The 25,062-nt window shown below is 36.4% G+C and carries 24 protein-coding genes; 11 read left to right on the top strand and 13 right to left on the bottom strand.

Annotated features, from left to right (window positions below; translation table 11 throughout):
• Positions 1–15: 15 nt before the first annotated feature.
• The 6 genes from xseB to IPM56_05325 form a co-directional block, all read right to left on the bottom strand.
• Positions 16–249: an exodeoxyribonuclease VII small subunit gene (xseB, locus tag IPM56_05350; GenBank protein QQS37383.1), complete on the bottom strand. Its 234-nt coding sequence runs from the start codon at positions 247–249 to the stop codon at positions 16–18.
• A 14-nt stretch (positions 250–263) separates the two neighbouring features.
• Positions 264–1,454, bottom strand: coding sequence for an exodeoxyribonuclease VII large subunit (locus tag IPM56_05345; protein QQS37382.1), 1,191 nt, complete (start codon positions 1,452–1,454; stop codon positions 264–266).
• Positions 1,455–3,977, bottom strand: a complete 2,523-nt coding sequence (locus IPM56_05340; protein ID QQS37381.1) for a TonB-dependent receptor — start codon at positions 3,975–3,977, stop codon at positions 1,455–1,457.
• Between the two features lie 76 nt (positions 3,978–4,053).
• On the bottom strand, positions 4,054–4,890 hold the full coding sequence (locus IPM56_05335) for a hypothetical protein (GenBank protein ID QQS37380.1): 837 nt from the start codon (positions 4,888–4,890) through the stop codon (positions 4,054–4,056).
• A gap of 14 nt (positions 4,891–4,904) precedes the next feature.
• The gene (locus IPM56_05330) at positions 4,905–6,038 is read right to left on the bottom strand and encodes a PLP-dependent transferase (GenBank protein QQS37379.1); all 1,134 of its coding nucleotides are present in this window, start codon (positions 6,036–6,038) and stop codon (positions 4,905–4,907) included.
• A 104-nt stretch (positions 6,039–6,142) separates the two neighbouring features.
• Positions 6,143–7,510 carry a pyridoxal-phosphate dependent enzyme gene (locus IPM56_05325; GenBank protein ID QQS37378.1) on the bottom strand — a complete coding sequence of 456 codons (1,368 nt, stop codon included), beginning with the start codon at positions 7,508–7,510 and terminating at the stop codon, positions 6,143–6,145.
• A gap of 174 nt (positions 7,511–7,684) precedes the next feature.
• Between IPM56_05325 and IPM56_05320 the strand changes: the two genes are divergently transcribed.
• The 11 genes from IPM56_05320 (at position 7,685) to IPM56_05270 (ending at position 14,613) form a co-directional block, all read left to right on the top strand.
• Positions 7,685–8,191: a hypothetical protein gene (locus IPM56_05320; protein ID QQS37377.1), complete on the top strand. Its 507-nt coding sequence runs from the start codon at positions 7,685–7,687 to the stop codon at positions 8,189–8,191.
• Between the two features lie 197 nt (positions 8,192–8,388).
• The gene (locus IPM56_05315) at positions 8,389–9,006 is read left to right on the top strand and encodes a hypothetical protein (GenBank protein ID QQS37376.1); all 618 of its coding nucleotides are present in this window, start codon (positions 8,389–8,391) and stop codon (positions 9,004–9,006) included.
• A 12-nt stretch (positions 9,007–9,018) separates the two neighbouring features.
• The gene (locus IPM56_05310) at positions 9,019–9,438 is read left to right on the top strand and encodes a DUF3830 family protein (protein QQS37375.1); all 420 of its coding nucleotides are present in this window, start codon (positions 9,019–9,021) and stop codon (positions 9,436–9,438) included.
• Between the two features lie 22 nt (positions 9,439–9,460).
• A complete protein-coding gene (locus tag IPM56_05305; protein QQS37374.1) occupies positions 9,461–10,213 on the top strand; it encodes a DUF1835 domain-containing protein in 753 nt (250 codons plus the stop codon).
• A 28-nt stretch (positions 10,214–10,241) separates the two neighbouring features.
• Entirely contained in the window at positions 10,242–10,823 is a 582-nt protein-coding gene (locus tag IPM56_05300) for a DUF1287 domain-containing protein (GenBank protein QQS37373.1), read from the top strand.
• A gap of 215 nt (positions 10,824–11,038) precedes the next feature.
• Positions 11,039–11,857, top strand: a complete 819-nt coding sequence (locus IPM56_05295; protein QQS37372.1) for an AraC family transcriptional regulator — start codon at positions 11,039–11,041, stop codon at positions 11,855–11,857.
• Between the two features lie 69 nt (positions 11,858–11,926).
• Positions 11,927–12,334, top strand: coding sequence for a DUF1761 domain-containing protein (locus IPM56_05290; GenBank protein QQS37371.1), 408 nt, complete (start codon positions 11,927–11,929; stop codon positions 12,332–12,334).
• 1 nt (position 12,335) lies between these two features.
• Positions 12,336–12,911 (top strand): DUF4287 domain-containing protein, encoded by a 576-nt coding sequence (locus IPM56_05285; GenBank protein QQS37370.1) that lies wholly within the window; start codon positions 12,336–12,338, stop codon positions 12,909–12,911.
• A gap of 10 nt (positions 12,912–12,921) precedes the next feature.
• Positions 12,922–13,881, top strand: a complete 960-nt coding sequence (locus tag IPM56_05280; GenBank protein ID QQS37369.1) for a PD40 domain-containing protein — start codon at positions 12,922–12,924, stop codon at positions 13,879–13,881.
• Positions 13,882–13,969: 88 nt separating this feature from the next.
• Positions 13,970–14,260: a nucleotidyltransferase family protein gene (locus tag IPM56_05275; GenBank protein ID QQS37368.1), complete on the top strand. Its 291-nt coding sequence runs from the start codon at positions 13,970–13,972 to the stop codon at positions 14,258–14,260.
• Positions 14,261–14,289: 29 nt separating this feature from the next.
• Positions 14,290–14,613 carry a DUF86 domain-containing protein gene (locus tag IPM56_05270; GenBank protein QQS37367.1) on the top strand — a complete coding sequence of 108 codons (324 nt, stop codon included), beginning with the start codon at positions 14,290–14,292 and terminating at the stop codon, positions 14,611–14,613.
• Positions 14,614–14,616: 3 nt separating this feature from the next.
• On the opposite strand, the gene IPM56_05265 is transcribed toward IPM56_05270, so the two are convergent.
• The 7 genes from IPM56_05265 to IPM56_05235 form a co-directional block, all read right to left on the bottom strand.
• Positions 14,617–15,525 (bottom strand): methionyl-tRNA formyltransferase, encoded by a 909-nt coding sequence (locus IPM56_05265; GenBank protein QQS37366.1) that lies wholly within the window; start codon positions 15,523–15,525, stop codon positions 14,617–14,619.
• A gap of 12 nt (positions 15,526–15,537) precedes the next feature.
• Positions 15,538–16,101, bottom strand: a complete 564-nt coding sequence (gene def / locus IPM56_05260) for a peptide deformylase (GenBank protein QQS37365.1) — start codon at positions 16,099–16,101, stop codon at positions 15,538–15,540.
• Between the two features lie 133 nt (positions 16,102–16,234).
• Positions 16,235–17,341, bottom strand: coding sequence for a hypothetical protein (locus tag IPM56_05255; protein QQS37364.1), 1,107 nt, complete (start codon positions 17,339–17,341; stop codon positions 16,235–16,237).
• A gap of 73 nt (positions 17,342–17,414) precedes the next feature.
• Positions 17,415–18,590 carry a hypothetical protein gene (locus IPM56_05250; protein QQS37363.1) on the bottom strand — a complete coding sequence of 392 codons (1,176 nt, stop codon included), beginning with the start codon at positions 18,588–18,590 and terminating at the stop codon, positions 17,415–17,417.
• A gap of 12 nt (positions 18,591–18,602) precedes the next feature.
• Positions 18,603–19,778, bottom strand: a complete 1,176-nt coding sequence (locus IPM56_05245; GenBank protein QQS37362.1) for a hypothetical protein — start codon at positions 19,776–19,778, stop codon at positions 18,603–18,605.
• A 12-nt stretch (positions 19,779–19,790) separates the two neighbouring features.
• On the bottom strand, positions 19,791–20,975 hold the full coding sequence (locus IPM56_05240) for a hypothetical protein (protein QQS37361.1): 1,185 nt from the start codon (positions 20,973–20,975) through the stop codon (positions 19,791–19,793).
• 446 nt (positions 20,976–21,421) lie between these two features.
• Positions 21,422–24,829, bottom strand: coding sequence for a T9SS type A sorting domain-containing protein (locus IPM56_05235; GenBank protein ID QQS37360.1), 3,408 nt, complete (start codon positions 24,827–24,829; stop codon positions 21,422–21,424).
• Positions 24,830–25,062: the final 233 nt, after the last annotated feature.

The following is a 25,062-nucleotide window of genomic DNA, read 5'->3' as shown; positions in this document are numbered from 1 at the left end:
TCATTACTCCATTAATTATTCTTCTGATTCTTCAGCAAAGTTTAGTTCAGTCAAATTGTTTTTTAAAGTGGTTATTTTTAGTTCAGCTTCTTTTAAAGTTTTCATACAGACTCTGGAGAGATTCATACCTTCTTCAAATAATTCTATTGATTCTTCAAGTCCGACAGAATCGCTTTCCAGCAGAGATGAGATTTCCTCGAGTCTTTTTAATTTTTTTTCAAATGAATCTTTAGTTGTTTTTTTTGTCATTGATAAGACCGGTATTATTTTTTTGTGATGGTAATATCACCATCATAAAACCTTAGTTGAGCAGGATTTTCTTCAACAAACTCCTTAGCTCTGGTTATAAATTTATCATGTTGCTTCACTAAAACAAAACCCTTCTTTAAAGTTTTTTGTATATCGAATAATCTCACATTATTCGTACTCAGGTTAAGTCTGTTTTTTGTGATTAAAATTTTAACGTCCATCCCCTGAATTATTTTATAAATGATATTATCCAGGGTTTGAAACCGGGTTTTAATCAGGTCAATAGGAAGACGAAAACCATATGAACCAAGACTGTAACTAATACGCTCCTTGTAATCCCTGATTCTTGATAAAATAGTTTTATTCATTAAGCCGGCATTGTCATTAATTACGGATAGCACATCTGCTCTGTCCGGTGTAATGATCTCAATCGCGGCTGATGGCGTCGGGGCACGCAGATCAGAAACAAAATCAGCTATTGTAAAATCAACTTCGTGACCTACACCTGTAACAACCGGTATTTTTGAATTAAAGATAGCGCGTGCCACTTTTTCTTCGTTGAATGACCAAAGGTCTTCTATTGAACCTCCACCCCTTGCAACTATAATAACATCAATATCTTTTTTCTGGTTAAGAATTTCGAGTGCATCAACAATACTGTCCGCTGAACCTGAACCCTGAACTTTTGCCGGGGCAATCACTAATTCGAGCAAAGGAAATCTTCTTTTTGCAACACTAACAATATCCTTTAAAGCGGCACCATCAATCGCTGTAACTATTCCAACTTTTTGAGGCATAAAAGGAATTGGTCTTTTATGTTCGTCATCAAAAAGACCTTCTTCAGATAATTTCTTTTTTAGTTTTTCGAACGCTGCCTGAAGCTCACCAATCCCCGCAGGTTTCATTGACCTTACTTCAATCTGATAACTTCCTCTTGGCGGATATAAAGTTAGTCTGCCTTTTACAATAACCTTCATTCCATCCTGCGGAGTGAAGAATACATAGTTATTCATTCCTTTCCACATAGTACATGAAATAACCGCATCGGAATCTTTGAGGTTGAAATACCAGTGTCCAGAGTAGTGAGCTTTAAAATTTGATAGTTCCCCAACAACATTAACCTGTTCGAATTCATTTTCGAGAACAAGTTTGATCTGTTTAGTAAGCTCAGATACAGATATTGTTTCAGAATTTATTTTGCTCATTTAAAACCTTACACTGAATCCTAAAGTTGGAACGATTGGGAACATATTAGTCGGTTCCCTGCCAAGTGTCAGATCTTCTTTTACATAATAATCATAACCAATAACATTAGCGCGGTTATAAACATTGATCACATCAAGATAAAACGTCCAGTCAAGATCCCAGTAATCTGCAAGTGCGCTCAACCTTACATCAAGCCTGTGATAAGCGGGTCTTCTTGCGTTAAGTTTATTCTGACCATAGTCGACATCATAAATAACTTCTGACTCACCTCCGGAATTTTTTCGCGTTGCAATTACTGGTGTTTCAGGTTTGCCGTCATAATCATAATCTGCAAGCACAATTCTCGGAGTCACACCAAGCGGTTCCGAATATGGAAATCCCGATCCGTACTGCCACCTTACACCTATATCAAACCAGTCATTAACCTGGTAATTCAAAACAACATTTATTGTATTTCTTTGGTCAAAACGGAAAGGTCTTTTTTCTCCGGGTTCGAAATGATCCGCAAATGCCAAAGCGTATGATACCCATCCTGTAAGTCTTGAACCTTTAGCTACATTTTTTTTTGCGATAAGAACTTCAAGTCCGTATGACTCTCCCTCAGAATAATTAATCGGTATTTGTGTCAGCGAATCACCAACGAATGAAACAGGTTGAGTCCATCCGGATGCATATCTTGGATCTGAGCCGGGAACACGTTCTGTATAGTAAACATGACCTGAAACAATTTTTTGTTCCATCATATTTGTAAAATCTTTGTAGTATCCTTCAAGCCGAAGACTCCATTCATTTGTCAGCCAGTTTTCTACACCAAGAACGTAATGCATCGCTCTTTCTGCGTCAAGAGCATGAGTGTACTCATCATTTAAATCATAAAGTACATTCCTGTCACGCAACCGCTCGTAGCCAGGAGATTGATAATATACTCCCCAAACTGCTCTGAGTGTGGTTAAGTCATCAAGTGCATACGCCAATGAAACTCTTGGAGCTAAGTATGATTTATTGAGAATGTCGTAATGATCAAATCTTAAACTTGGCTGAAGGTTAAATTTATCTGAGATAGCAAAATTATTCTGAACATACGCGCGGTAACGATTATAATTTTTCACATCTCTTAGATCACTAAGAACGGCTCTGAATTGCGGATTGGATGCAAAGAATGCTTCAAGCTCAGGATCAATTTCAAAATTAAAGTTTAATGTTGTCTGCATCAGATCCATGCCTGCACCGGCTTCGAAAGTATTTTCCCCCCATAAAAAAGTAAACCGGTCATCCAAAGCAAATTTGCGGTAAGAAAAATCTCCGTTGAATTTAAAGCCTAACAAATAAGGAGAAAGTGTATCGGGAATTGTCTCTTCAAAATCTTTCCTGTTAAGAGACGGGTCCAGAATTTCTGAGTCAAAATCAGTTACACCGCTGTTCTTATACCATGAAACCACAAGTTTGTTGAAATATTTAGTTGATGGTGCGTAGTGCCAAGCCGCACTAAGAATATCATTCTTTGTGACATTATATATTCCAATGCTGTCAGGAGTATTTCGTTCTCTACCACTTACAACATCCACTCCGTCACGTGAATAGATACCGTTGATTAAAAACTTATGTCCACTGTATGGTCCGATAACAAGTTTACCCTGGAAGTCATAAAAATTCGGGAAGGTTGTATTCTCATCAACAAGTCCCGCGCTTTTAACGAACGGTTCTATCACCAGGTCATAATATGTTCTTCGTGAGTTGACCAGCCAGCTACCTCTAAGGTTAAACGGATTCTTTCCTTCAAGTACAACATTCGCATCAACTATTGAAGCGTTGATTCGCCCGGTAAAATATTTTTTATCAGTACCTTCACGGTTTGTTACATCGAGGACTGCCGAAAGTCTGTCGCCGTACTTTGCGGGAAAGCCGCCGGTTATCAAATCAATATTAGAGACAGCATCAGGATTGAACATACTGATTACACCGTACAGCCGGTATGGATTAAATATTTCAACATCATCCATAAGAATTAAATTCTGATCAGGACCACTACCCCTGATAACTAACTGGGATGAAAAATCACTCGGCGCTAAAACTCCCGGAAGCGACTGAAGTGTACGCATAACATCTTCCACAGCGCCGGGAAGAATTTTTGCATCACGCGGATCAAGATCAATAAGACTTGTTCTTGTATCTGATTGTTCCTGCTGTTTGAAGCCTGTGACTTCAACAGCCTGTACTTCAATTATTTTTGCTGAAAGAATAACATTCAATTCCAACGTTCTGTTCTGGGTTATTTCGATGTCAATCGTTTTTGAATCATATCCAACCGCAGAAAATTTTATTTCATATTCACCGACGGGAATTTCTCTTATCTCATAAAATCCTTTAGCATCACTGGCAGCACCTATCTGGGTATCTAGTAGTATGATATTCACCGATGGAATGGGGGATAGTTCATCACTCACTCTTCCTTTAATGTTCCCTGTTTGTGAATAAATTATCGAAGGGATTATCCAAAGCGCTGCAAGAAGAAAGTACTTCAATTAATTTCCTGTTTTTTTCACTTCAAAGTTAGAACAATTTTTCTAAAAAAATCATTCCAAAATTGATGGAGAATTATCAGAAATAAATCGAAAAGAAACTTGAGTACAATCCGATTGAAACTTCATGAAATCCGCTGCCCGACTCATTCGGTTTTACATTGTACCTGTAACGGCTGTAAACTGTAAAAGTGTTGAATAGCCGGAAAAGTCCTAACGAAATTTCGGGACTTATTCCGTTGAATCCTTTGAAGTTTGTAAATCCATTAATGCCCGGTGAGACGTATTCTATATAAGGAACTTCAAATATGTGTTTGTAGCCTACTCTGAAATAATTTCTGACAGGCGCATTAAAGATGTGAGAGTATTCAACCGAAAAATAACTCATCGGGTAAGTGAAACTGCCTGAACGAAACGCCACAAGTGGAATTTCTTTTGTAAGACTGAAATATGACTCGTCACCTGTTATAACAATTCCCGGTGAGGGGACAAGAAAAACAGTACCCCCGAACAAACACAGCATCAGGAAGTTAGACTCGCTTTCAACTTTTAATTCATAAGGAAGACTGACTTCATTCAACTCACTCTGAAATGTATTGCCGAGAGAGTCCGTTATGATTATTCTGAACGGAATATTCTTCGTCGCGAATTTCATATCAGTAAGAACAACTTCAAGCCTGTGACTGTCACTCAAATCATCGGAGACTGTATACTCATGCTTATTATCCAGAATAACTTTTGTCCTGCAAACATCACTAGTAAAGAAAGTCAGTTTGAATGTATTCGGAATTTCAGGAGTAATAAAAGAATCCACGATATAAATTTCAATTGAATCAGCTTGAGTTTCCTCAGATTGACTGAACATTGTGGTGTTCAATGATAAAAAAATAATAAGTACAAATAATATTCTATACATATTGAAAATACTTTTTAATTGAGTGCGTTTATAATATCGTCAATTAGATCTTCTACGTCTTCAATCCCGACAGAGAAACGAACGAGTGAATCGGTTAACCCGAATTTTTCTTTCTCTTCTTTCGGAACCGAACCGTGCGTCATGCTTGATGGATGGCTTATCAGGCTTTCAACTCCGCCCAGACTTTCAGCAAGCGCAAATATTTTAACATTCTTCAACAGTTTTTTTGCTTTGTATTCATCTCCGAAATCGACTGAAATCATTCCGCCAAAACCACGCATCTGTTTTTTTGCAAGTTCGTGCTGCGGGTGATCTTTAAGTCCGGGATAAATTACTTTTTTTGCAATTCCTGATTTAGAAAGAAATTCAGCAATAGTTTTTGCGTTTTCTTCATGCTGTTTCATTCTAACGGCAAGTGTTTTGGTTGAACGAAGTACAAGCCAGCAATCAAATGGTGATGGCACTCCGCCGGCAGCATTCTGAATATATCGTAATCGTTCGTGATATTTATCATTATTTGTTACAAGTATTCCGCCGATTATATCGCTGTGACCATTCAAATACTTAGTTGTGCTGTGAAGTACAATATCAATTCCATAGTCAATCGGGTTTTGAAAGTACGGACTCATAAAAGTATTATCGCAAACAGAAATAAGATTGTTCTCTTTACAAATATCAGCGACAGCTTTTAAGTCAGTAAGTATAAGCATTGGGTTTGTCGGCGTTTCAACAAAAACCATTTTCGTTTTTTGTTTAAGAACAGAGATTATATTTGCCGGGTCACTTGTATCGACCCAGGAGAATTCAATTCCAAAATCCTTCATTACCAATTCATACAAGCGATACGTTCCGCCGTACACATTGTTGGACATAATAACGTGATCGCCTTTTTTCAACAGGCTCATCAATGAATGAGTTGCAGCAAGACCGGAACTGAATGCGATCCCATGTTTCCCTTTTTCGAGTGTGGCAATATTTTTTTCAAGAGCAGCACGTGTCAGATTGTGTGTGCGTCCGTACTCAAATCCTTTATTCTTACCAAGCTCTTCTTGGGCATAAGTAGAGGTTTGATAAATTGGTGTTATCACTGCTCCAGTGGTTGGATCAGGAATTTGTCCTGCATGAATAGCGTCTGTTGAAAATCCCATTAACTTTTTCCTTTTTTCTTAGTGTTCCTTAGTGAACCAAGCGTCTAGGTGGTGAAAAGGGCTTTACCACTAAGGCACTAAGAACACTTAGGCTCACTTAGTTTTTATTTTATACTGTCCAAATTTATTAAATCGTAACGAGTAACTATATCAGTAACAAGACCAAAATCACTAACCAGAATCGCTGAATTTGTTTTAAGATAATTTTTCACTTCCTCAATTTCGGTTTTTGCTTCGAGAATTGGAAGCGATTCTTCCATCACCTCTTTAATAGATGAATTATATAGCAACGGATTCTCAACCATTTTTGTAAGCAGTCTGTTTTCTCTGATACAGCCTATAGATTGCCTTCCATGCATAACAGGAATTTGTGAGTAACCTGTTTTGCTGATAAGATTTAGTACATCTTTTACTGTATCTGTTTCCTTTACAGAAATTATTTCTTCAAAACCTTTTTGCTTTTTGATATCTGAAAGATCGCGTAGTGTCCGTACTTCAGGCTCAAGCATACGGTTTTGTTTAAGCCACTCAATGTTGTGCATCTTTGACAAATATCTTTCGCCTGTATCGCATACAATAAAAACGACGACATCATTTTCACTTAAATTTTTTGAAACCTCAAGTGCAACGTGAACAATTGTTCCGGTGCTTCCGCCAACAAATATTCCTTCTTCTTTGGTTAATCTTCTTGCGGCGGCAAAAGATTCCTTATCACTTATGTTATAAATTTTATCGATATACTGGAAATGAACATTTTCCGGAAGACAATCCTGTCCAATACCTTCAACAAGATACGGTGTACCTTTTATTATTTCACCGGTTTCTTTGAAATGTTTGAATATTGAACCGAGCGGATCAGCAGCTATTACTTTTATGTTCGGGTTTTGTTCTTTAAGATATCTTCCGGTTCCGCTGATTGTCCCGCCAGTGCCTATACTTGAAATGAAGTGAGTAATCTTTCCATCTGTTTGCCGCCATAATTCAGGTCCGGTAGTCCGATAGTGAATTTCCGGATTGGATGGATTTGAATACTGGTAAGCAAAAAATGAATTAGGAATTTCTTTGTGAAGACGCTTTGCAACATTCACATAATACTCAGGATCATCAGGATCAACTGCTCTTGAAACAACAATCACCTCAGAACCAAGAGCGCGCAGGTAATTAATTTTCTCTGCGCTGACTTTATCAGTAACAACAAAGATACATTTATAACCACGAACTGCAGCTGTTAGTGCAAGCCCGATTCCCGTATTACCACTTGTCGCTTCAATAACAGTTCCGCCGGGTTTTAAAATACCTTTTTGTTCAGCATCAATTATCATTGCGTGACCGATCCTGTCCTTGACACTTCCGCCGGGATTTGCAGATTCAAGCTTTGCAAATATCTGTGGCTTTAATCCTTTACTCAATTTATTCAATTTAATCAGTGGGGTGTTGCCGATCTGATCGATAATACTGTTCTTGAATTCCAAGGTGAGTCCTAATTTTGATTTTGGATGCGCCAATTTTAATGAATAGTTGGCAATGATGAAAGAGAAATAGTGAAGTGAAAATTTGAGGATGTATTCCCCTGTTTGAACAGAGTAAGATTTTTAAGTAGTTTATTGCAAGAAATTAAGAGATATATTTTTGAGGAGAAATAATAAATGACGCCAAAAGTTTTATCCACATATCGAATATTATATAAAAAGGCTTTCAATGAAGACATTGATGAAAGCTGGATTGACTGGGCAGTTGAAATGATGCTAGCAGGTTACGAATCTGATAGTTTATATATACTCGCTGGAATTTCTAAACCATATAATCAATTCGAACTTCAGGAATTGACTCACAAAGTTTTATCTGAACTAAATCTTGAATACAAGGATAAGCATTTAACAATTAGAAACTATGCTTATTATATAATTTCCAATACAGTTGCTAAACCTGAAAATTATCTCGCGACTTTAAAAGAATTAAAAGATATTTGTCTTGGTTTAGATTATGATCAGGAGTACATGAACTTTTATTTACTTTACTTTGCAAAAGAGGATTTGAATGAATCTGAAAATCAATGGTACTGGGATGATGCAAATAGAAGTAACATAGACACTATAATAAAAGAACAGTTCCTGAATTATATAAAAAAAATTGACAATTCAACTAAATCATAAGCAGTTTTGATAAAACTGACTTATCTAAGACTGGGTGCTGAAGAAATTTTCACACAAGATGATAAGACAGATATCAAATCTCTTTTTGAAAATAAATTCTGGCTCTGAGTAATTATGTTTGTGATGATAATACTCATTGGCTGGCTTTCTTTGGGGATGATTAGGAAGAAGAGATAATAGCAAGCGTTATATTCAGAATGAAAACTACAAATCCTAAAAATTATATCGAACTATTAGAAGTCTATCGTCTTGGATTGACATTTGGATTAATCGACAAAAATGAAATTATAAAATGGGCAGATAAAATTATCGAACACGATGAACTGCCTGATAATATTATTTTAGACATTTCCCTGAGCGGTCATCAGAAAATTTCTGATATAGTTGCTATGATTTACAATTACATCGGTGAAGTAAATTCTATTCTCCCAATAAGGGTTATAATGGGAATACTTTACTTAGAATTGAAAATTGGTAGGATACCAATTGATAAAGTTATAGAAATATTAAATTGGATAACCTATAACACAGTTTTATCCGAAAATGAAAAATATCTTTTGTATGGTTTGGATGATTATCATGAGTTGGCAATCAATGATAAATATGGAGATATAGACGAGATTGAAAAAGAGGTTTCAGATATTTTAGATTTATATAAAAACTTCCGCCTTGATAATTTCGAAGAGTGGACAAAAATAAATGAAGTGGTAGAAATAAATATTCCGTTTTCCCCTGAATCCATCGAACGAGATTCAAGGAAAATATTAAGTTTCAATTCCATATTAAATAGAATAAAAAATTGGAAATTTTGGTAAGGAACAAATCTTATGCCCTCCTTCATCCTAAAAACACCGAACAACAAAATCATCCGTTTCAAATATTATTCGGATGATGCACCAGTTACCTGCAAAGCGTTCAGCGCACTTCTCCCCTTCACCCGTACATTTATGCATGCAAGAGTTTCAGGACAGGAAATATGGATAGACAACGCACCGCCTCTCGACATCATCCAGGAAAACGCATCAGTATTTACAATGCCGGGAGAAGTTGTTTATGGTCCGTTAAAACCTGCGCGTACAAAAACATCAAACTGCATGGGCATTTATTACGGCGAAGGTAAAGGTCTTGATTGCTGCAACATCTTCGCAAAAGTTTTTGATGAAGATATACAACTTCTGAAAGAACTTGGTGAAACAATCTGGAAACATGGTGTAATGGAATTAACTTTCGAAAAGTCCAACGAATAAAAAGTTTTGAAAGAGCTAATAGTTGGGAAATAATTTTCACATACTTAACGGCGATGCGCTGAAAGACATTTTCCCGGAAGATTTACCAGGAGAAATTATCATCTGCCGTGAATGTTTAGTTGATGGAAGTGTTGAAGGTGATACTCTTGATAAGTTGTTTGCGGCAAGAGCAGAGTTCCTCAACAATGCTGATGAAGAAACCAAACATATCGATTATTTTTCTTATGTGGTCACAGAGTTTGAAAAAATAGGATCTATTCCAAAAGATTCAGAAATAAACTTGTGGTTTGAGGACGATCTTTTCTGCCAGGTGAATATGTGGTTTGTTTTCCATCTGCTTGATGAATATGGGATTGATAATTCTCTTTTCCTTGTTCATCCTTCGGCAGGACTTCAATATGGTTTTGCCGGAATGAACAAGGATGAACTTATTCAAGCTTTCAGTAGAAGACAGCCTGTTTCACCAACGGATTTTTCTCAGTTAAAGCACCTTTGGAAAAATTATCAGCATAACAATGTCAACGAACTTCTAAGAATTTCCACACAGTTGAATAAACATTATCCTTTTCTTCTCCCTGCTGTCAAAGCACACATTGAACTAATTCCTTCTGAAGGAAATCCAGGCAGACCCAAACAAACCTTGCTGAATATTTCCAATGAATTAAATACAAAACACTTCGGAACAATTTTCAGAGAATTTTGTAAAAGAGAAAGTATTTATGGTTTTGGAGATCTTCAAGTAAAACGAATGCTTGAAGAACTCCGTATAAAATAAATTTTCTTTTTAATCAATTCAGGTTTTTATGCTAAGATCATTCTCTATTCTTACTTTAATAATTTTCACGTCCCTCACTTCAGCTCAAAGTGATTTCTTTGTTGAACTCGCCGATTCCACTCTCACTTTAACAAAGCAAAAAGTTACGTACAGTCCCGACTACGTTACAATAACTTATCCCAATGGAGATGTACCAGCAGACAAAGGTGTATGCACAGATGTTATTATCCGCGCTTACAGGAAACTCGGAATTGATTTGCAGAAGGAAGTCCACGAGGATATGAAAAATAATTTCAGCAAATATCCTAAGCACTGGGGACTGACACAGCCTGATAAAAACATAGACCATCGCAGGGTTCCGAATCTTATGACATTCTTCACGAGACACGGAATGGTAAAACCGATAACCCGTAATGCGAAGGATTATTTACCCGGTGATATTGTTTGCTGGGAACTCAGACCCGCAGTTACTCATATCGGTATTCTCGTAAATAAAAAATCTTCAGATGGGAAAAGATTTATGATTGTACACAATATCGGCGCCGGGCAGGTGATGGAAGATTGTCTCTTCGATTATAAGATCATCGGGCATTACACTTATAAAAAATAAATCTGCTGCGAGTTAATCCGTTGAACCATTTTTTTCCTTACCATTTTTTCTGTCAACACTTGCGGTTAGCACCAAAGAATTTAAAAACAACTTGTTGCATTTAACGGTTATGGTTTTGTATAATAAGTCAGTAATTCAATTGAAATATGAAATACTCATTTGAATTCATCACCCGTAAATCCGAATAAATTTTAGAAACTAAATTATTTTTCCTGATGGTATTTAAACTTCATATTCCGTCCTACCCGTTAAATTTATTCATCGAGAGTTTTATTTATTACAGGGATTTTAATCCGGTCCATTCTATCGACAGATTTTTGCCGGATGGAAATATTAATGTTGTTTTCGACCTTACAGATTACCCGAAATATATTTATGACAATGATACTCTTAAAGAAATACAGGCATGCAGAAATGTCTGGTTTTCAGGAATAAGAAATAATTATATATCCATCCCTTCCGGGCGTGACAGCGAAATGTTTATTATTAATTTCCACAAAGGCAAAGCATACCCGTTTGTGCAAATGCCTTTGCACGAGCTTACTGACAGCGTTGTTGACGGCGATCTTGTTTTGACCAATGAAATAATGAATCTGAGGGAAATGATTCTTTCTATTGAAAACATTGATCATAAATTTTTCGTCGCTGAAAAATATTTGTTAAAACATTATTCAAAGAAACTGGGTGTAATCCCTGCTATTGAATTTGCGGTGAATAAAATAGTTCATTCGCCATCTCAATCATCGATCAAAAATATTTCTGAAAAGATCGGTTACTCACAAAAACATTTTATTAAATTATTTAAAGAAAATGTCGGGCTTACTCCGAAATCCTTTTTAAAAGTCATCAGGTTTCAAAAGGCTGTACAGGAGATTGAGATCTCACATAAAATTGATTGGACAGCAATAGCAATTGAAAGCGGTTATTACGACCAGGCACACTTTATTCACGACTTCAGGAATTTTTCGGGGCTCTCACCGGAACAGTACCTTCAAATGAAAAATGACCAGTTGAATTATGTTCCTGTTGGTTAGGTAAATTTTTTACAATACAACGAATGACCTTCCTCATATTTTTCGTGAAAATTATTCAGGAGTTATTTGATGGAAGACATTTATATAAATCATCTTGCTGTTGCGGTTTGCGCAATCTTCAATTTAGTTCTTGGTGCTCTCTGGTATTCTCCCGTAATGTTTTACAATGCATGGAAGAAAGAAAATAATTTAACAGAGGAGGCTCTTAAGAAAGTTAATCCTGTTAAGACGTATGGTTTGACAATTCTTTTCTCAGTGATAATGAGTTATAACCTGGCATTTTTTCTTGGTGATGCAAAAACAGATGCGGCATGGGGCGCGACTGCAGGCTTCCTTACCGGCTTTGGCTGGGCTGCAGTAATCTTCGCAGTTATTGCATTATTTGAATTACGTTCGTGGAAATATATTTTTATCAACGGCGGATACATAGTAGTTTATTTCACAATCATCGGCTTCATACTCGGAGCCTGGAGGTAATATGGCAAAAACATCAGGCGAATTCGAATTAGAGTTCATACAAACAGCAAAAGAAAAAACCGGAAAAACACTTGAGCAATGGTTAGCCGTTGTTAAACCTAAAGGCTTTACCAAACAGATGGAAATTCTTAACTGGCTGAAGAGTGAACATAAGCTGAATCATATGCAGGCTTCATTTGTCGCAGGCATTTATCTGAATAACGGAAAACCTGTTTATCAGAGTGAAGATAATCTTCTGGAAAACCAGTTTGTAAAATCAGAGCAGATGAAACCATTGTTTGATTTTGTATCTAAAAAAATCCTGAAAGATTTTCCTGATACTCAGATGATAGCCAAGAAAACTTATGTTTCGTTTACAGCAACAAGGGAGTTTGCTGCTATAAACATTAAACCAAAAGAACTGAGAATGGGAATGGATCTTGGTGATGTCGCATTTAATGACACACTTCAGAAATCAAAACTTACAGGACCAATGCCGAGAATTTCTCACATGATCGTTCTTACCGATGAAAAACATTTTAACAAAAAAGTTTCTGAATATCTAATTCAATCTTATAACCGCACACATATAAAGTAAAAGTGAAATTATGAAACCAATATTAGCTCTGCTTTTAACTTCAATAATTTTTTTAGGCTGTGAAAAGAAAGATGAACCGAAGAAGACAGAATATGGAATTGCTTACAATGTTTTTGCCCCGGACAGTTCAGCGCCCGACAACTACGAAGTAATGATAATGGACATTGATGGGAACAACAAAAAAAATCTGACAGCACATAAAGATGTCGCATGGACATATAACTCTTACAAGAACAGACTTTTCTTTATCAGTGACCGTGACACAGCTTACAGGAATTATTTTTTATATGAAATGGATGCGAATGGAAAGAACATCAGGAAGGTTACTGACCTTCGGCTGGAAGATAGCTGGATGAGCAGCAGGAATAACTGCAAAGAAATGGTAGTTGCTGGGAGAATCGGAAAGGAAATCCGTTATCAATTATTTTTAGTAAATACTTCAACCGGGAAGTATGAACAGATAACGAACGACACTGCCGCAATGTACCGCGACCCCTGCTTTTCACCTGACGGAAAACAAATCGTATTCGCGTATCAGAAGGATAAACGAGACAGATCAACACACGAAGAATTATATGTAATGAATGTTGATGGCTCAGGAATGAAACAGTTAACAACATATCCTGAGGATAATATTTCAGCTAAAGATTTTGGATATAAAGCGGGTCCGCCCAAATGGCACCCGACAGAAAATTTTATCACCTACATTTCCAAACAGGATGGACGGAACAATATTTTCGCAGTTTCTCCTGACGGAAGCAAACAATGGAAATTAACAAACAGTACTGATAATGAAGGCTGGCACGACTGGAGTTCTGATGGCAACTGGCTTGCTTATGATCATAGTACTAATGATGAATCACAGTATCACATAATGCTGATGAACTGGAAGACAAAAGAAATAAAACAATTGACTGATACAACTTATAAATACCAACAGGCGCCAGTGTTTGTTGTGGTGAATAGATAGTTGGATTCTTTCAGAAAAAAAAACTTGTTATATATTCTACCATATTAAGTATTATATTTCAATCAGGAATATATTGCGATGGACTAATATGAATACGAAATCAGAGATTCTAAAAAAATTAAATGAAATTAAACCAATATTGCAGAGAGAATATTCTGTTAAAAACATTGGGTTGTTCGGATCTTTTGCAGATGAAACTTTTAATGCAGAGAGTGACATTGACTTATTGGTTGAATTGGAAAGACCAATCGGCTGGAAGTTACTTACTTTAGAAATATTTCTTGAAAAAGTTTTTAGCAGAAAGATTGACCTGGTTACTAAGAATGCGTTAAAAGCCCCGTTAAATAAATTTATTCTGAATCAAGTCCAGTATATCTGACATTGAAGAAAGACGATCGCATATATAAAATGTATTTGGATGATATGCTGCAGTCAATGAGAAGAATCTCGGAATATATCGCTGGGATGGATTTTAACTCTTTTATGAATGATCAAAAAACCATTGATGCAGTTGTCAGAAACTTTGAAATAATTGGTGAAGCAGCAAAAAATTTACCCGAAAATTTAGTCGCGATGTACCCAGAAGTACCATGGAAAGAAATGTATTATATGAGAAATAAAATATCACATGAATATTTTGGGATAGATTACGAAATGATATGGGATATTGCTGTTAATCATTTACCAACAAATAAGACGCAAATAGAAGATATAATCGAAACTTTGGAATGAATTTCATAATTTCAAAAAACTAAACCCTCTCAAAAATTCCTCAACACTCATTCGCTTCTTCCCTTCCTGCTGTATTTCAAGGATTTGTAAAGCATCTTTTCCGCAGCCGATAATCAGTTCAGTTTTTGATTGATAGATTTCGTTAGGTTTTAAATTTTTGTCACTGACTATTTCTGTTTTGTAAACCTTAATCACTTTGTTATTGGAATGGAAGAAAGCTGCAGGATGCGGTGATAATCCTCTTATGAGATTATGAATTTCCTGCGCAGACTTATTCCAGTCAATCAAACAAATTTCTTTCGTGATCTTCGGTGCAGGAGTAGCGAGTGAATCATCCTGTTTTATTAATTCAAAATTTCCGGAATCAATTTTATCAACAGTTTTAATTACTAATTCAGCGCCTTTAAGACTCATCCTGTCGTGGAGTGATTCGAAATTATCTTCAGATTGTATTTCTATTTTTTCCTGGAGAAGAATATTTCCTGTATCAACTTTATCAGCGAGCATGAACGTTGTTAGTCCGGTTTCACTTTCACCTTTTATAAGCGCCCATTGTATCGGCGCTGCGCCCCTGTATTTTGGAAGCAAAGAGCCGTGCAGATTAAAACTCCCTCTTGAAGGAATTGTAAATACTTCTCTTGGTAATATTCTGAACGCGACTATAACAAATAAGTCAGCATTAAAAGATTTTAAATCAGAAATAAACTTTTCATCTTTTAATTTTTCCGGCTGGAGTACTGGAATTGAGTTTTTAACTGCAAATTCTTTAACTGGAGTAAAAGATACTTTCTGTCCGCGTCCTCTTTCCTTATCCGGCGTTGTTACAACAGCGACAACTTTATGTTTACTTTGAACGAGTGCACTTAATGAAGGAATTGCAAAATCCGGAGTGCCCATAAAAATAATATTCATCGGCGAGCTGCTTTATTTAAGTTGATATTCGGGGTCTTCAGTTACGGGATAATCTATTTCAATTTCCCGTTTGCGAATCTGGGTTAATTCTTTCTTTAGTTCTTTTTTAACTTCATCGGAAATTCTGTCAGTGAATAATATTCCCTGCAGGTGATCATACTCGTGCTGCATAACTCTTGCAAGTATTCCATCTGCTTCAACCGTATGAGTCTGAAGATCAGTATCCTGGTAAGTTATCTTAATCATCCTTGGTCGTTCAACATCCGCTCTGACTTCGGGAATGCTTAAACATCCTTCTTCAATAAAAACTTTTTCTTCGGAATAGAATTTTATATCCGGATTGATAAGTGCAATAGGTTTGATATGTTCATTACCTTCAATGACTGAAACATCAACAACGAAAATTGATTTATCCGAACCGACCTGGTTTGCAGCAAGCCCGATACCGTTAGCGTTGCGCATAGTATCAAACATATTTTTAATTAACGCTATCGTATCGATACCAATTTCCTTAACACGATGCCCTTTTTTTCTTAGTATCTTATCACCGTAAAGGGTTATAGGTAACAAAGCCATCCAAGCTCCAATCCTTCTTGTTTTAATATCATTTGAGTTGATGCAAAAATAATTAAATCGGAAGCAATTAGAAAGTAGGGAGCGATCTGTGACCGATCCCTACATTAAAAGAAGGATAATATTTTAGAACCATTTATTTGCAATCACCAAATTCAGTTTCAATTTTTTCTTTTATGTAGCCGGTGTAATAAAACAGAAACTTATAACCTTCTTCTGTAAGTACATCACTTCTGTGATGTGATTCTGCCTGAGATATTATCCAATTCAGGTTTGAACATAATTCGTCTGTTTTCTTTTGCTCAAACAGTTCGCGAAGGTTTTTTGTTTTTTCTCTATAGTGTTTGTAATCGACTTCGTTTTTTATCCAGCCAAATTGATATAACTGGTCAGTGTATGAGTTGAGGCTGTCCATCATTTGGGGAATAGTTAAATTTGGATTATGAGGAATAAAATTATTAATGGAGTTCTGCATCCACCATAGGGCAGTTTCATTTTCTTCCACTAATATATGATTTTGAACAGCGTATAGGTCTATTGGTTGTCCATATTTACTTAGTAATGTATCAACAAAAACTCTGCGTAAATACCAGGATGGATCCGTTTCTATTAGTGATCTTAATTCTATATCTAAAGTGCCATACTCATATTTGCATAACGCTTTGAGGCTATACAACCGTACCCCCATTGAATCGTCATTAATCATACTTGATTTGTACACATTAAGCGTTTGCTGATCACCGTATTTCTCTGTCATAATCATTAGTGCATTAACCCGTGAATGATAATATGGTGATGATTGAAGTATGCTTATAAGCTCATTTCTTGAGACCTGTTCGAATTGTGAAACTTCCAGCATTGCTTTCAGCGAAGAGAAAATCCATCCATTCCTAATATCATATTGAGTCAAATAATCAAAAATGTTTTGGGTATAAGAACAGTTATTTCTTTCCAGCAGAATTGCCGATGCAATTAATTTCGCTCTATCCGTTTCTTCAAGTATTGAATAATTTGAATTATCAATAACATCCAAAAAATTCACTGCTACAGCTTCAATGTTGGGGCATTCCATAAAATAAAGAGTTGTTAAAATCATAGTTTGCACGAACAAATCATCCTCAATTTCTATTCGTTCATTCAGAAATTGAAAAGATTCTGTTAACCCACACTCTCGGATAGCTTGTAAACTTTCCAGCTTTTCCGATAAGGTTCCTTCCTGAACCAAAATAATTAGTTCATTCAAATCGCATTGCGCTGAAATCATTTCAAAAAAAATGAAGACAAATAGAAATATTTTTTTTGTTTCAAACATAGTGCTATTTACATGTACCAAATTCAGTTTCAATTTTTTCTTTTATGTAGCCGGTGTAATAAAACAGAAACTTATAACCTTCTTCTGTAAGTAAATCACTTCCGTGCTGTGATTCTGCCTGAGATATTATCCAATTCAGGTTTGAACATAATTCGTCTGTTTTCTTTTGCTCAAACAGTTCGCGAAGGTTTTTTGTTTTTTCTTTATAGAGTTTGTAATCGACTTCGTTTTTTATCCAGCCAAATTGATATAACTGATCAGTGTATGAGTTGAGACTGTCTATCATTTCTCCAACAGTGAACTCTGGTTTTTTAGGAATAAATTTCGAAAGATTTATCTCGTGAATGAATTTATGATCTTCACTTTTTTCTGTTGGTATAAAGTTCTTTACGTAATTAATATCGGATGGTTCTCCCATTGTTATCAACCGGGAAATCATATGGATTTTGGAGGAAGGTGCTGGTTCAATTGGAATCCGTGCCATTAATATTTTTCTTAATTCAGGAATATTACGCTCGTAAAGTATCCAGGCACTAATATTTCTTAGTTCCTCATCATTTTCATCTTCAAAACCGGAAAGGGAGAGTTCAACTATATCTTCATAATTAATAGAATCAAAAAATCTCAGAATAGTAGTTCTTGTCAAACTCGAACATTTTTCAGAGTTAAAATGATTAAGTAAATGACTTATTACCTGAGGTCTCTTTTCGGGGACTTTGTTATAGATCCATATTAGTAACGAAACGAAACCTGAGGTTGATGTAGAAACAGGTTCATTAGATAAATAATTGAATATTAAATCGACCTGCGAATAGTCCCCAAGATCAATTAAAAGAATTGCAGCTTTATTTTTCGCTTCATTAATGTCTAAATTATTAAACGGTGGTTCAGGAATCTTAATTTCAATTTCTGAGATATACCTAACAATTAATTTCTGTGCGTTTTTAGAATGAAGATCAACTAATGTTTTTAGAAAAGAATATCGAAGATCATAGATCGGTTGATCTAACGCCTGTTCTTCAAGGAGTGGAATATATTCTGTCAATCCTTCTCTTGAGATCTGTTCTAATGCAGCCCATCTTAAACCCCAACTACGTGACTCTAACTTCCCTTTGAGAGGTAAGTCTTGGCTAAACATTACTGAATAGAAAAACAGAAAACAGATGAATATGGTTTTCATAATTAATCCTGTTTATTTGCAAACGCCAAATTCAGTTTCAATTTTTTCTTTTATGTAACCCGTGTAATAAAACAAAAACTTATAACCTTCTTCAGTTAATAAATCACTTCCGTGATGTGATTCTGCCTGAGAAATAATCCAATTCAGGTTTGAACATAATTCGTCTGTTTTCTTTTGCTCAAACAGTTCGCGAAGGTTTTTTGTTTTTTCTTTATAGCTTTCGTAATCATCTTCGTTTTTTATCCAGCCATATTGATATAACTGGTCAGTGTATGAGTTGAGGCTGTCTATCATTTGGGGAATAGGTAAATTTGGATTGGTTGGTATGAAATCTTTTAGAGAAAACTCCATCATCTGTTTTATTTCCAGGTCTTGCTCATTAGGCAAATATTCTATACAGAATTTGATATCTGAGGGCTGACCAAACGATTTTACCAGGTTACCTAAGTGACGGTATCTGATTCTTCCTGAAGATTCTGTGCTCATATTGTCCTTCAACAAATCTTTTAATTCACTGTAATTCCTGTCTTGGAGAATAGCATAGCAATAATTTCTTATCCATTCATCTTGAGAATTGATACCACTATTCAAACAAATCTGAATGATCCCGCTATAGTTGAATTCATTTAACATAATTAATGAATAGTGACTTAATGGGTCTCCACCAGAGTTGAAAGAATTCAATAGAATAGTAATAATCCGCTGATCAAGATTCGGAACATTCTGATAAACATCATTAAGCTTTGTGAAAATTCTCGCATTATAATTTGCAGTAGTATTCTCAAAATATTCGATTATAAGTTCAGACCGGGAGTAATCCTGAATATTTGGTTCAAGAAGAAGTATCGCTGCAAATGCTTTATACTCAAGCGGATCTTCAATACGGGTTGATTTAAACCCGTCAACCTGATCAATGAAGTGGTTGATCAGTTCCTTTGCATTTGGGGAATCAAGAATTTGAAGAGCTTCCAGAAATAACCATTGTAAAAACAATGTTTCCTGGGAGAATACTCTTTCCTCTATAGCAGGAATATATTCTGTTAAATTATTATCAGTAATATCCTTTAAAGTTTTAATCTTTTGAGATTCACCCCCGTCTAAAAACTGTTCTAATGGAAGTTCATTTATCTGTGCAGTTGAGTATTGAAATGCAAGGCATATTAAAACCAGTAATAAATATTTTTTCATTTTAATTACCCTTTAGTTGTGACAATCAAATTCAGTTTCAATTTTTTCTTTTATGTAACCCGTGTAATAAAATAAAAACTTATAACCTTCTTTTGTAAGTACATCCCTTCCGTAATGTGATTCTGCTTGAGAAATAATCCAATTCAGGTTTGAACATAATTCGTCTGTTTTATTTTGCTCAAACAGTTCCCGAAGGTTTTTTGTTTTTTCTTTATAGTGTTTGTAATCCTCTTCGTTTTTTATCCAGCTAAATTGAAACAGCTGATCTGTGTATGAGTTGAGACTGTCTATCATTTCATGTGTAGGGATTGAAGGCTTATGAGGTTTAAAACTACTAACTAAATAATCAAACAGTGGTCTCATTTGAATATCTGGTTCGATAGAAGAATACGTTTTAACTGTTTGCAAATCCAAGGGCTCACCAAAGGCTGTGAGAAGTGTATCGGCAATATATAACCGACCAGAACGCTCAGGCTCTGCATGCAATCTTTCATACAAAAGATTTTTTATTTCAGGGTACTTAATGGAAATTAAGTTTTTTAGACAACGCAAACGCACCATTAATTCTGGATCAGACCTGGATCGCATAATAAGTACTTCTTCGCTCTCATTACCAAATTGATTGGCTAAAATATTTAGTGCAATTGACCGAAGAATATCATCATTGCTATTAGCGATAAAAAAATTCAGATATTCTTTTACTTCAGTTCTGGATTCGGGGACATTGTCTGCAATCAGCTCCAGAGAGTGTAATGAAACAGCTGTAATATTTGTGCTATCGCGCTCTATTAACTCAAAAACATAATTAATGGTTTCGTAATAACCCGAATGTAATAATAGTAAAGTTGCTTCCACTTTCATCTCTAATGGATCTTTTGGCGGAAACATTTGATCAAATGCATCTGCTTCGTTAATGAAGTCGATACAATAACTTATAATATTTTCGGAGCCTAATATTTTTAGTGTGAATAAAAAACTATATTTCATCAACGGTTCGGATTGGGCATAATACAATTCTTCGAGGTGAGGAATATATTCAGTTAAGTTTTCCTTATTAATAATTTCGAGTGCAGATAGTCTCACCCTCATTGATGGGTCATTTAATTCATCTAATAAATGTAAGGTTTCGTTTTGTGCGTAGACCTGAACAATGCACTTTAATAATGCCAGTAAAAAAAGTGTATAGATGATTTTCATGTTTTATCTCCTTAATTAAAAATCATTAAGAAGCACTCAAAATTTTTCACAGAATGATTAATAAGATTGGCTTACAATTAAAGTTTATGTGATTATATGACAGAAGTTTTTTCACCCGCTCATCTCCCTTATTTATTTTGCCTGTTCTAACTTGCCTACTGTTGAACTCATTGTCAAATTATTTTTATTTGCCAAATGGCAAATTAAAATCACGGAATTTTTGTTCCGGAGATTTGCTGCACAAATTCCTGACTGCCAAAACCATTCAAGTGACAATTTAATTGATCCCTTCTGCTTCGGCGCAACCTAAATCTGCCTGCTGCAGACAGGGGTTGCGGCTACCAGTGATCTTTTAAAAATAAAAAAGCCAGTCACAAGGACTGGCTTTAATTTTTCGTCTCACGTCTTTCGTTTCACTTCTGACGTTTGACTGTTGACACTTTAGCTTACTTGAGAAGCATCAACTTCTTAACCGCTGTAAAGCTGCCTGATTCAAGCCGGTAGAAGTAAACACCGCTTGAAAGGTTTGAAGCGTCGAAGTTAACTTCGTGTCCGCCTGCTTTAAGATTATCGTTAACAAGTGTCGCAACTTTTTCGCCGAGAAGATTGTAAACAGCAAGTGTTACAAATCCATCAGCAGGAATAGAATACTTAATAACTGTTGACGGGTTGAACGGGTTAGGATAGTTCTGATCAAGTGCGAATACTCTTGGTGAAGCAACTTCAACATTAACTTCATTTGAGTAGCTTGTTGTTCCGTCATAGTCTATCTGTTTTAACCGGTAAGTATAATTTCCGTCAGGCAGTTTGGAATCTGTGAATGAATATACAGAAGCCTGTGTGGTTGAACCGTTGCCTCTTACAAATCCTATTCTCTCAAACATTGTTCCGGCAGTTCTTCTTTCAACCGCGAAACCTGAGTTGTTAACTTCTGTAGCTGTTGTCCAGTTTAGATTAACATTATTCCCGTTTGCGTTTGCATTGAATGAAACAAGTTCAACAGGAACCACAGAGTTTGCAGGACTTAATATCCATACAGCATTTTCAATCAGGTTTGCAGCAATATTCTGATCTGTGATCTGTCCAACAGAAAACGAGAAGAAAATATTTCTGGGTTGTGTTGTATCGTTGTTCACATAATAAATAAAGATACCTGCTGAATCAGGATAAGTACTCCAACCAGCAAGTTTTCTTACGCCAGGTACATTAGGTAAAATTCTCATAGCATCACGTGCACCGTAACCTGAACCACTTGAGTTAGTAACAGCTACTGTACCGGGAATAGTATTTGGATTATTGAACATCGGGTGAGCAGGCACTCTGACTAAGAGGGAGCCGCCTGAAACGTCACTTATCCAGCTGCTGTCTAAAAGTAATGTTCTTCTGAAATTAACATCCACTTCGGTTGTCTGCTGACGGTAAATATATCCAACCTCACCGCCTTCAACTATTGTTTTTCCACCGGCGAGAGTGTAGTTAATAACAGCAGTACGCTTGGTAGCGTCATTGAACATATTTGTGGTTGCAACACCGCCTGATAAAATCACTATGTCATAATCATCAAGTGTTGCCGGATTCATTGCAGAGAAAGTAACTTCATCAACTGCATATCCATCAGCTACCAAAGTATTTGCAAATAATGTGGAAGATGCACCGAGAGGAGTAACAAGATCTCCGCCGCTTCCCTTTTCAGGAGAAATTCTTGCTTCAAGAGTAACGTCTGCATCTACAACGAGAACAACACCTTTAACATCTATTATGTAGAACTTGTAATAACCTGATGCAGGACTGAATCCTATGTTGCCGCCGTTTGAGTTATCTCTTGCTCTGATGCGATATTCAACGGAATCACCGATTGCAATCAGTGCAGTATCAATAGGGAATATTCCTTCATAAGTGTTTCCTGAAACGAGAGGCATAAGGAATGATCCGGTAAGTGCGCCGTTGTTTACACGGTATTCACAGCTTACTGTATCAACACCGATGTTATCTGTTACATCTGCGGAAACATCAGAAGGCCATCTGATTTCCGGCTGGTTGCCGAGAGGATTGTGAGAAATTACAGGAGGAACAATATCTGTTGCAGCTTCAAATGAGAAATAGTTTCCCGGTGCGCCGCCCGGTAATGTACCGGTTGCGCCGGTATTATCTTCTGCATAAATATAATAACGGTAAACAGCAGGTAATCCGTTACCCGGAATACTTGCTGTATAATTATTTCCGGTTGTGTTTGTCATAAGTACAGAATCAGTTAACGCGCCTCTTCCCCAGTGCATATAGATCCTGTTTGGGTTAAGCGGATTGGTTGATTCAATTGTACAATTAATTACGTATGGACCTGCAAGATTTTCTGTATTTGTCAGCGGGGTATGAGAAATTCCGGGACCAAAAGTAACGACAGCCATCCATCCCTGATAAACTCCGGTTCTGCTTTCAGCCCAGTATGGATATGCTATATTATTTAATGCTGCAATTCCGATATAATCTCCCTGGTAACCGCCAGCTAATCCTGATATTGGTGCCGGTTTAAATTTGCCGTCACTGATTTTTATATTTTCAAAAGTCTGTGCACCATCGAGAGAACGAGCCATATAAACCTGCGCACTGTCGTTGTTAACATCACGGCTGTCATAGAATACATAATTGACCTGACCGGTAGCCTGATCAACTGTCATCCATGGATAATACTGATCTTTGCCGTTATTCATTGGATCGCTATTCACTCTTACAGGCGCGCTCCAGTTGTCTCCGCCATTTATTGATCTAACGCTTACAATATCCGGATCACTTCCAGCCGGAGCTACACCCCTTTGCGGCCAGGTAACATATATATTACCGTGATTAATTCCGCCTGAACGATCAACTGCGGCTGACGGGAATGAAGAAACCCTGATACCGCTTTTGCTTGAAAGTGTTCCTCTTATACCAAAGTTTGTTGCCTGGTAAATGTATGATGGTACTGAGAATGTAACTCCGCCATCAGTAGATTTAGCAAAACCAATTCCGTCTTCACCATTAGTAACAGGTGATGTTGCGTACACAGCCCATATTACATACACTTCACCGTTAGGTCCGGTTTGTATGTTTACACCTTGATTTAGATAACTGTTAAGTGAATTGGAAATATTTATGGCTGCACTCCAGGTCTGTCCATTATTTGAAGACCACTTGAAAACAACATCATAATCATTTGTACCGCCGAAGTCTGTCCATGCTGCGTACACTCTGTTTTCAAAGGGACTGCCAGGATGCCTGTCAACCATCAGGTGATTTTTGTCGGCAAGACTTCCAGGATTTGGAGCTACTGTGTATGATGACCAGGAGGTTCCGTTGTTTGATGAAACTGAAATTCCCTGACCACTTGAATTGTTTATATACCCTTCATAAAAATATCCGTTAGTTCCGATCACAGATACCGGGTCACCTGAGTTACCACCGAACGGAGGATTATCAAATCCTGTCCAGGTTGTTGTTCCATTTAATGACCAATAAACGCCTGTACCATATATACCTGAAACAGGCCATGGTGTGGCGTTGGCGCTTGCAAAAATTATATCGGAATTTGTTGGATGAACATCAACACTTAATTCAGATTGTGTTGTATTTGTTGTAGGCCAGGGTCTGAAGTTAGGTGATACTGTTGCGTCTGTTCCCTCTTTCAGATCAAAGTAACGTGTTACCTGCGGAACAGGTATATATTCAAAATCGGTTTGATGTTGAATAACGTCATTATTCTTCACCTTAATTTTTGACCATACCTCTTCCGGCAGTGTGTTTTGATCCTGCGCGTACGATAATACAGTCATCATACTTACAAACAAAGCAAGTATGAAAGTTGTCTGTTTTCTTAGCATCCTGTCTCCTTTGTTTTGGAAATTAATTGTGGATTTAGATTTAAAGTTTTTAATTCAGATTTTTCTTTTGAAAACAGCCCGAAGGATTTAGCAAAGGCGTTTTCCCCATTATAGTAATTATTTACAGATATCTGAGACTTATAATACTCCAAATAAGATTTGCTGAAAAATAAAACTCTGTATACCTGTGACTCTATACGCGGACAAAACTCATTAGCTTTTGAAGTAAGCAC

The organism is Ignavibacteriales bacterium, assembly GCA_016700155.1.
Classification (GTDB): domain Bacteria; phylum Bacteroidota; class Ignavibacteria; order Ignavibacteriales; family Ignavibacteriaceae.
This window is presented reverse-complemented; position numbering and strand designations above follow the sequence as displayed.

Excerpts from the sequence above, each read along its gene's own strand:
- xseB (QQS37383.1), bottom strand. The coding sequence starts at position 249 with ATGACAAAAAAAACAACTAAAGATTCATTTGAAAAAAAATTAAAAAGA.
- IPM56_05345 (QQS37382.1), bottom strand. The coding sequence starts at position 1,454 with ATGAGCAAAATAAATTCTGAAACAATATCTGTATCTGAGCTTACTAAA.
- IPM56_05335 (QQS37380.1), bottom strand. The coding sequence starts at position 4,890 with ATGTATAGAATATTATTTGTACTTATTATTTTTTTATCATTGAACACC.
- IPM56_05330 (QQS37379.1), bottom strand. The coding sequence starts at position 6,038 with ATGGGATTTTCAACAGACGCTATTCATGCAGGACAAATTCCTGATCCA.
- IPM56_05320 (QQS37377.1), top strand. The coding sequence starts at position 7,685 with ATGACGCCAAAAGTTTTATCCACATATCGAATATTATATAAAAAGGCT.
- IPM56_05315 (QQS37376.1), top strand. The coding sequence starts at position 8,389 with ATGAAAACTACAAATCCTAAAAATTATATCGAACTATTAGAAGTCTAT.
- IPM56_05310 (QQS37375.1), top strand. The coding sequence starts at position 9,019 with ATGCCCTCCTTCATCCTAAAAACACCGAACAACAAAATCATCCGTTTC.
- IPM56_05300 (QQS37373.1), top strand. The coding sequence starts at position 10,242 with ATGCTAAGATCATTCTCTATTCTTACTTTAATAATTTTCACGTCCCTC.
- IPM56_05295 (QQS37372.1), top strand. The coding sequence starts at position 11,039 with ATGGTATTTAAACTTCATATTCCGTCCTACCCGTTAAATTTATTCATC.
- IPM56_05290 (QQS37371.1), top strand. The coding sequence starts at position 11,927 with ATGGAAGACATTTATATAAATCATCTTGCTGTTGCGGTTTGCGCAATC.
- IPM56_05285 (QQS37370.1), top strand. The coding sequence starts at position 12,336 with ATGGCAAAAACATCAGGCGAATTCGAATTAGAGTTCATACAAACAGCA.
- IPM56_05280 (QQS37369.1), top strand. The coding sequence starts at position 12,922 with ATGAAACCAATATTAGCTCTGCTTTTAACTTCAATAATTTTTTTAGGC.
- IPM56_05275 (QQS37368.1), top strand. The coding sequence starts at position 13,970 with ATGAATACGAAATCAGAGATTCTAAAAAAATTAAATGAAATTAAACCA.
- IPM56_05270 (QQS37367.1), top strand. The coding sequence starts at position 14,290 with ATGTATTTGGATGATATGCTGCAGTCAATGAGAAGAATCTCGGAATAT.
- IPM56_05265 (QQS37366.1), bottom strand. The coding sequence starts at position 15,525 with ATGAATATTATTTTTATGGGCACTCCGGATTTTGCAATTCCTTCATTA.
- def (QQS37365.1), bottom strand. The coding sequence starts at position 16,101 with ATGGCTTTGTTACCTATAACCCTTTACGGTGATAAGATACTAAGAAAA.
- IPM56_05250 (QQS37363.1), bottom strand. The coding sequence starts at position 18,590 with ATGAAAACCATATTCATCTGTTTTCTGTTTTTCTATTCAGTAATGTTT.
- IPM56_05245 (QQS37362.1), bottom strand. The coding sequence starts at position 19,778 with ATGAAAAAATATTTATTACTGGTTTTAATATGCCTTGCATTTCAATAC.
- IPM56_05240 (QQS37361.1), bottom strand. The coding sequence starts at position 20,975 with ATGAAAATCATCTATACACTTTTTTTACTGGCATTATTAAAGTGCATT.
- IPM56_05235 (QQS37360.1), bottom strand. The coding sequence starts at position 24,829 with ATGCTAAGAAAACAGACAACTTTCATACTTGCTTTGTTTGTAAGTATG.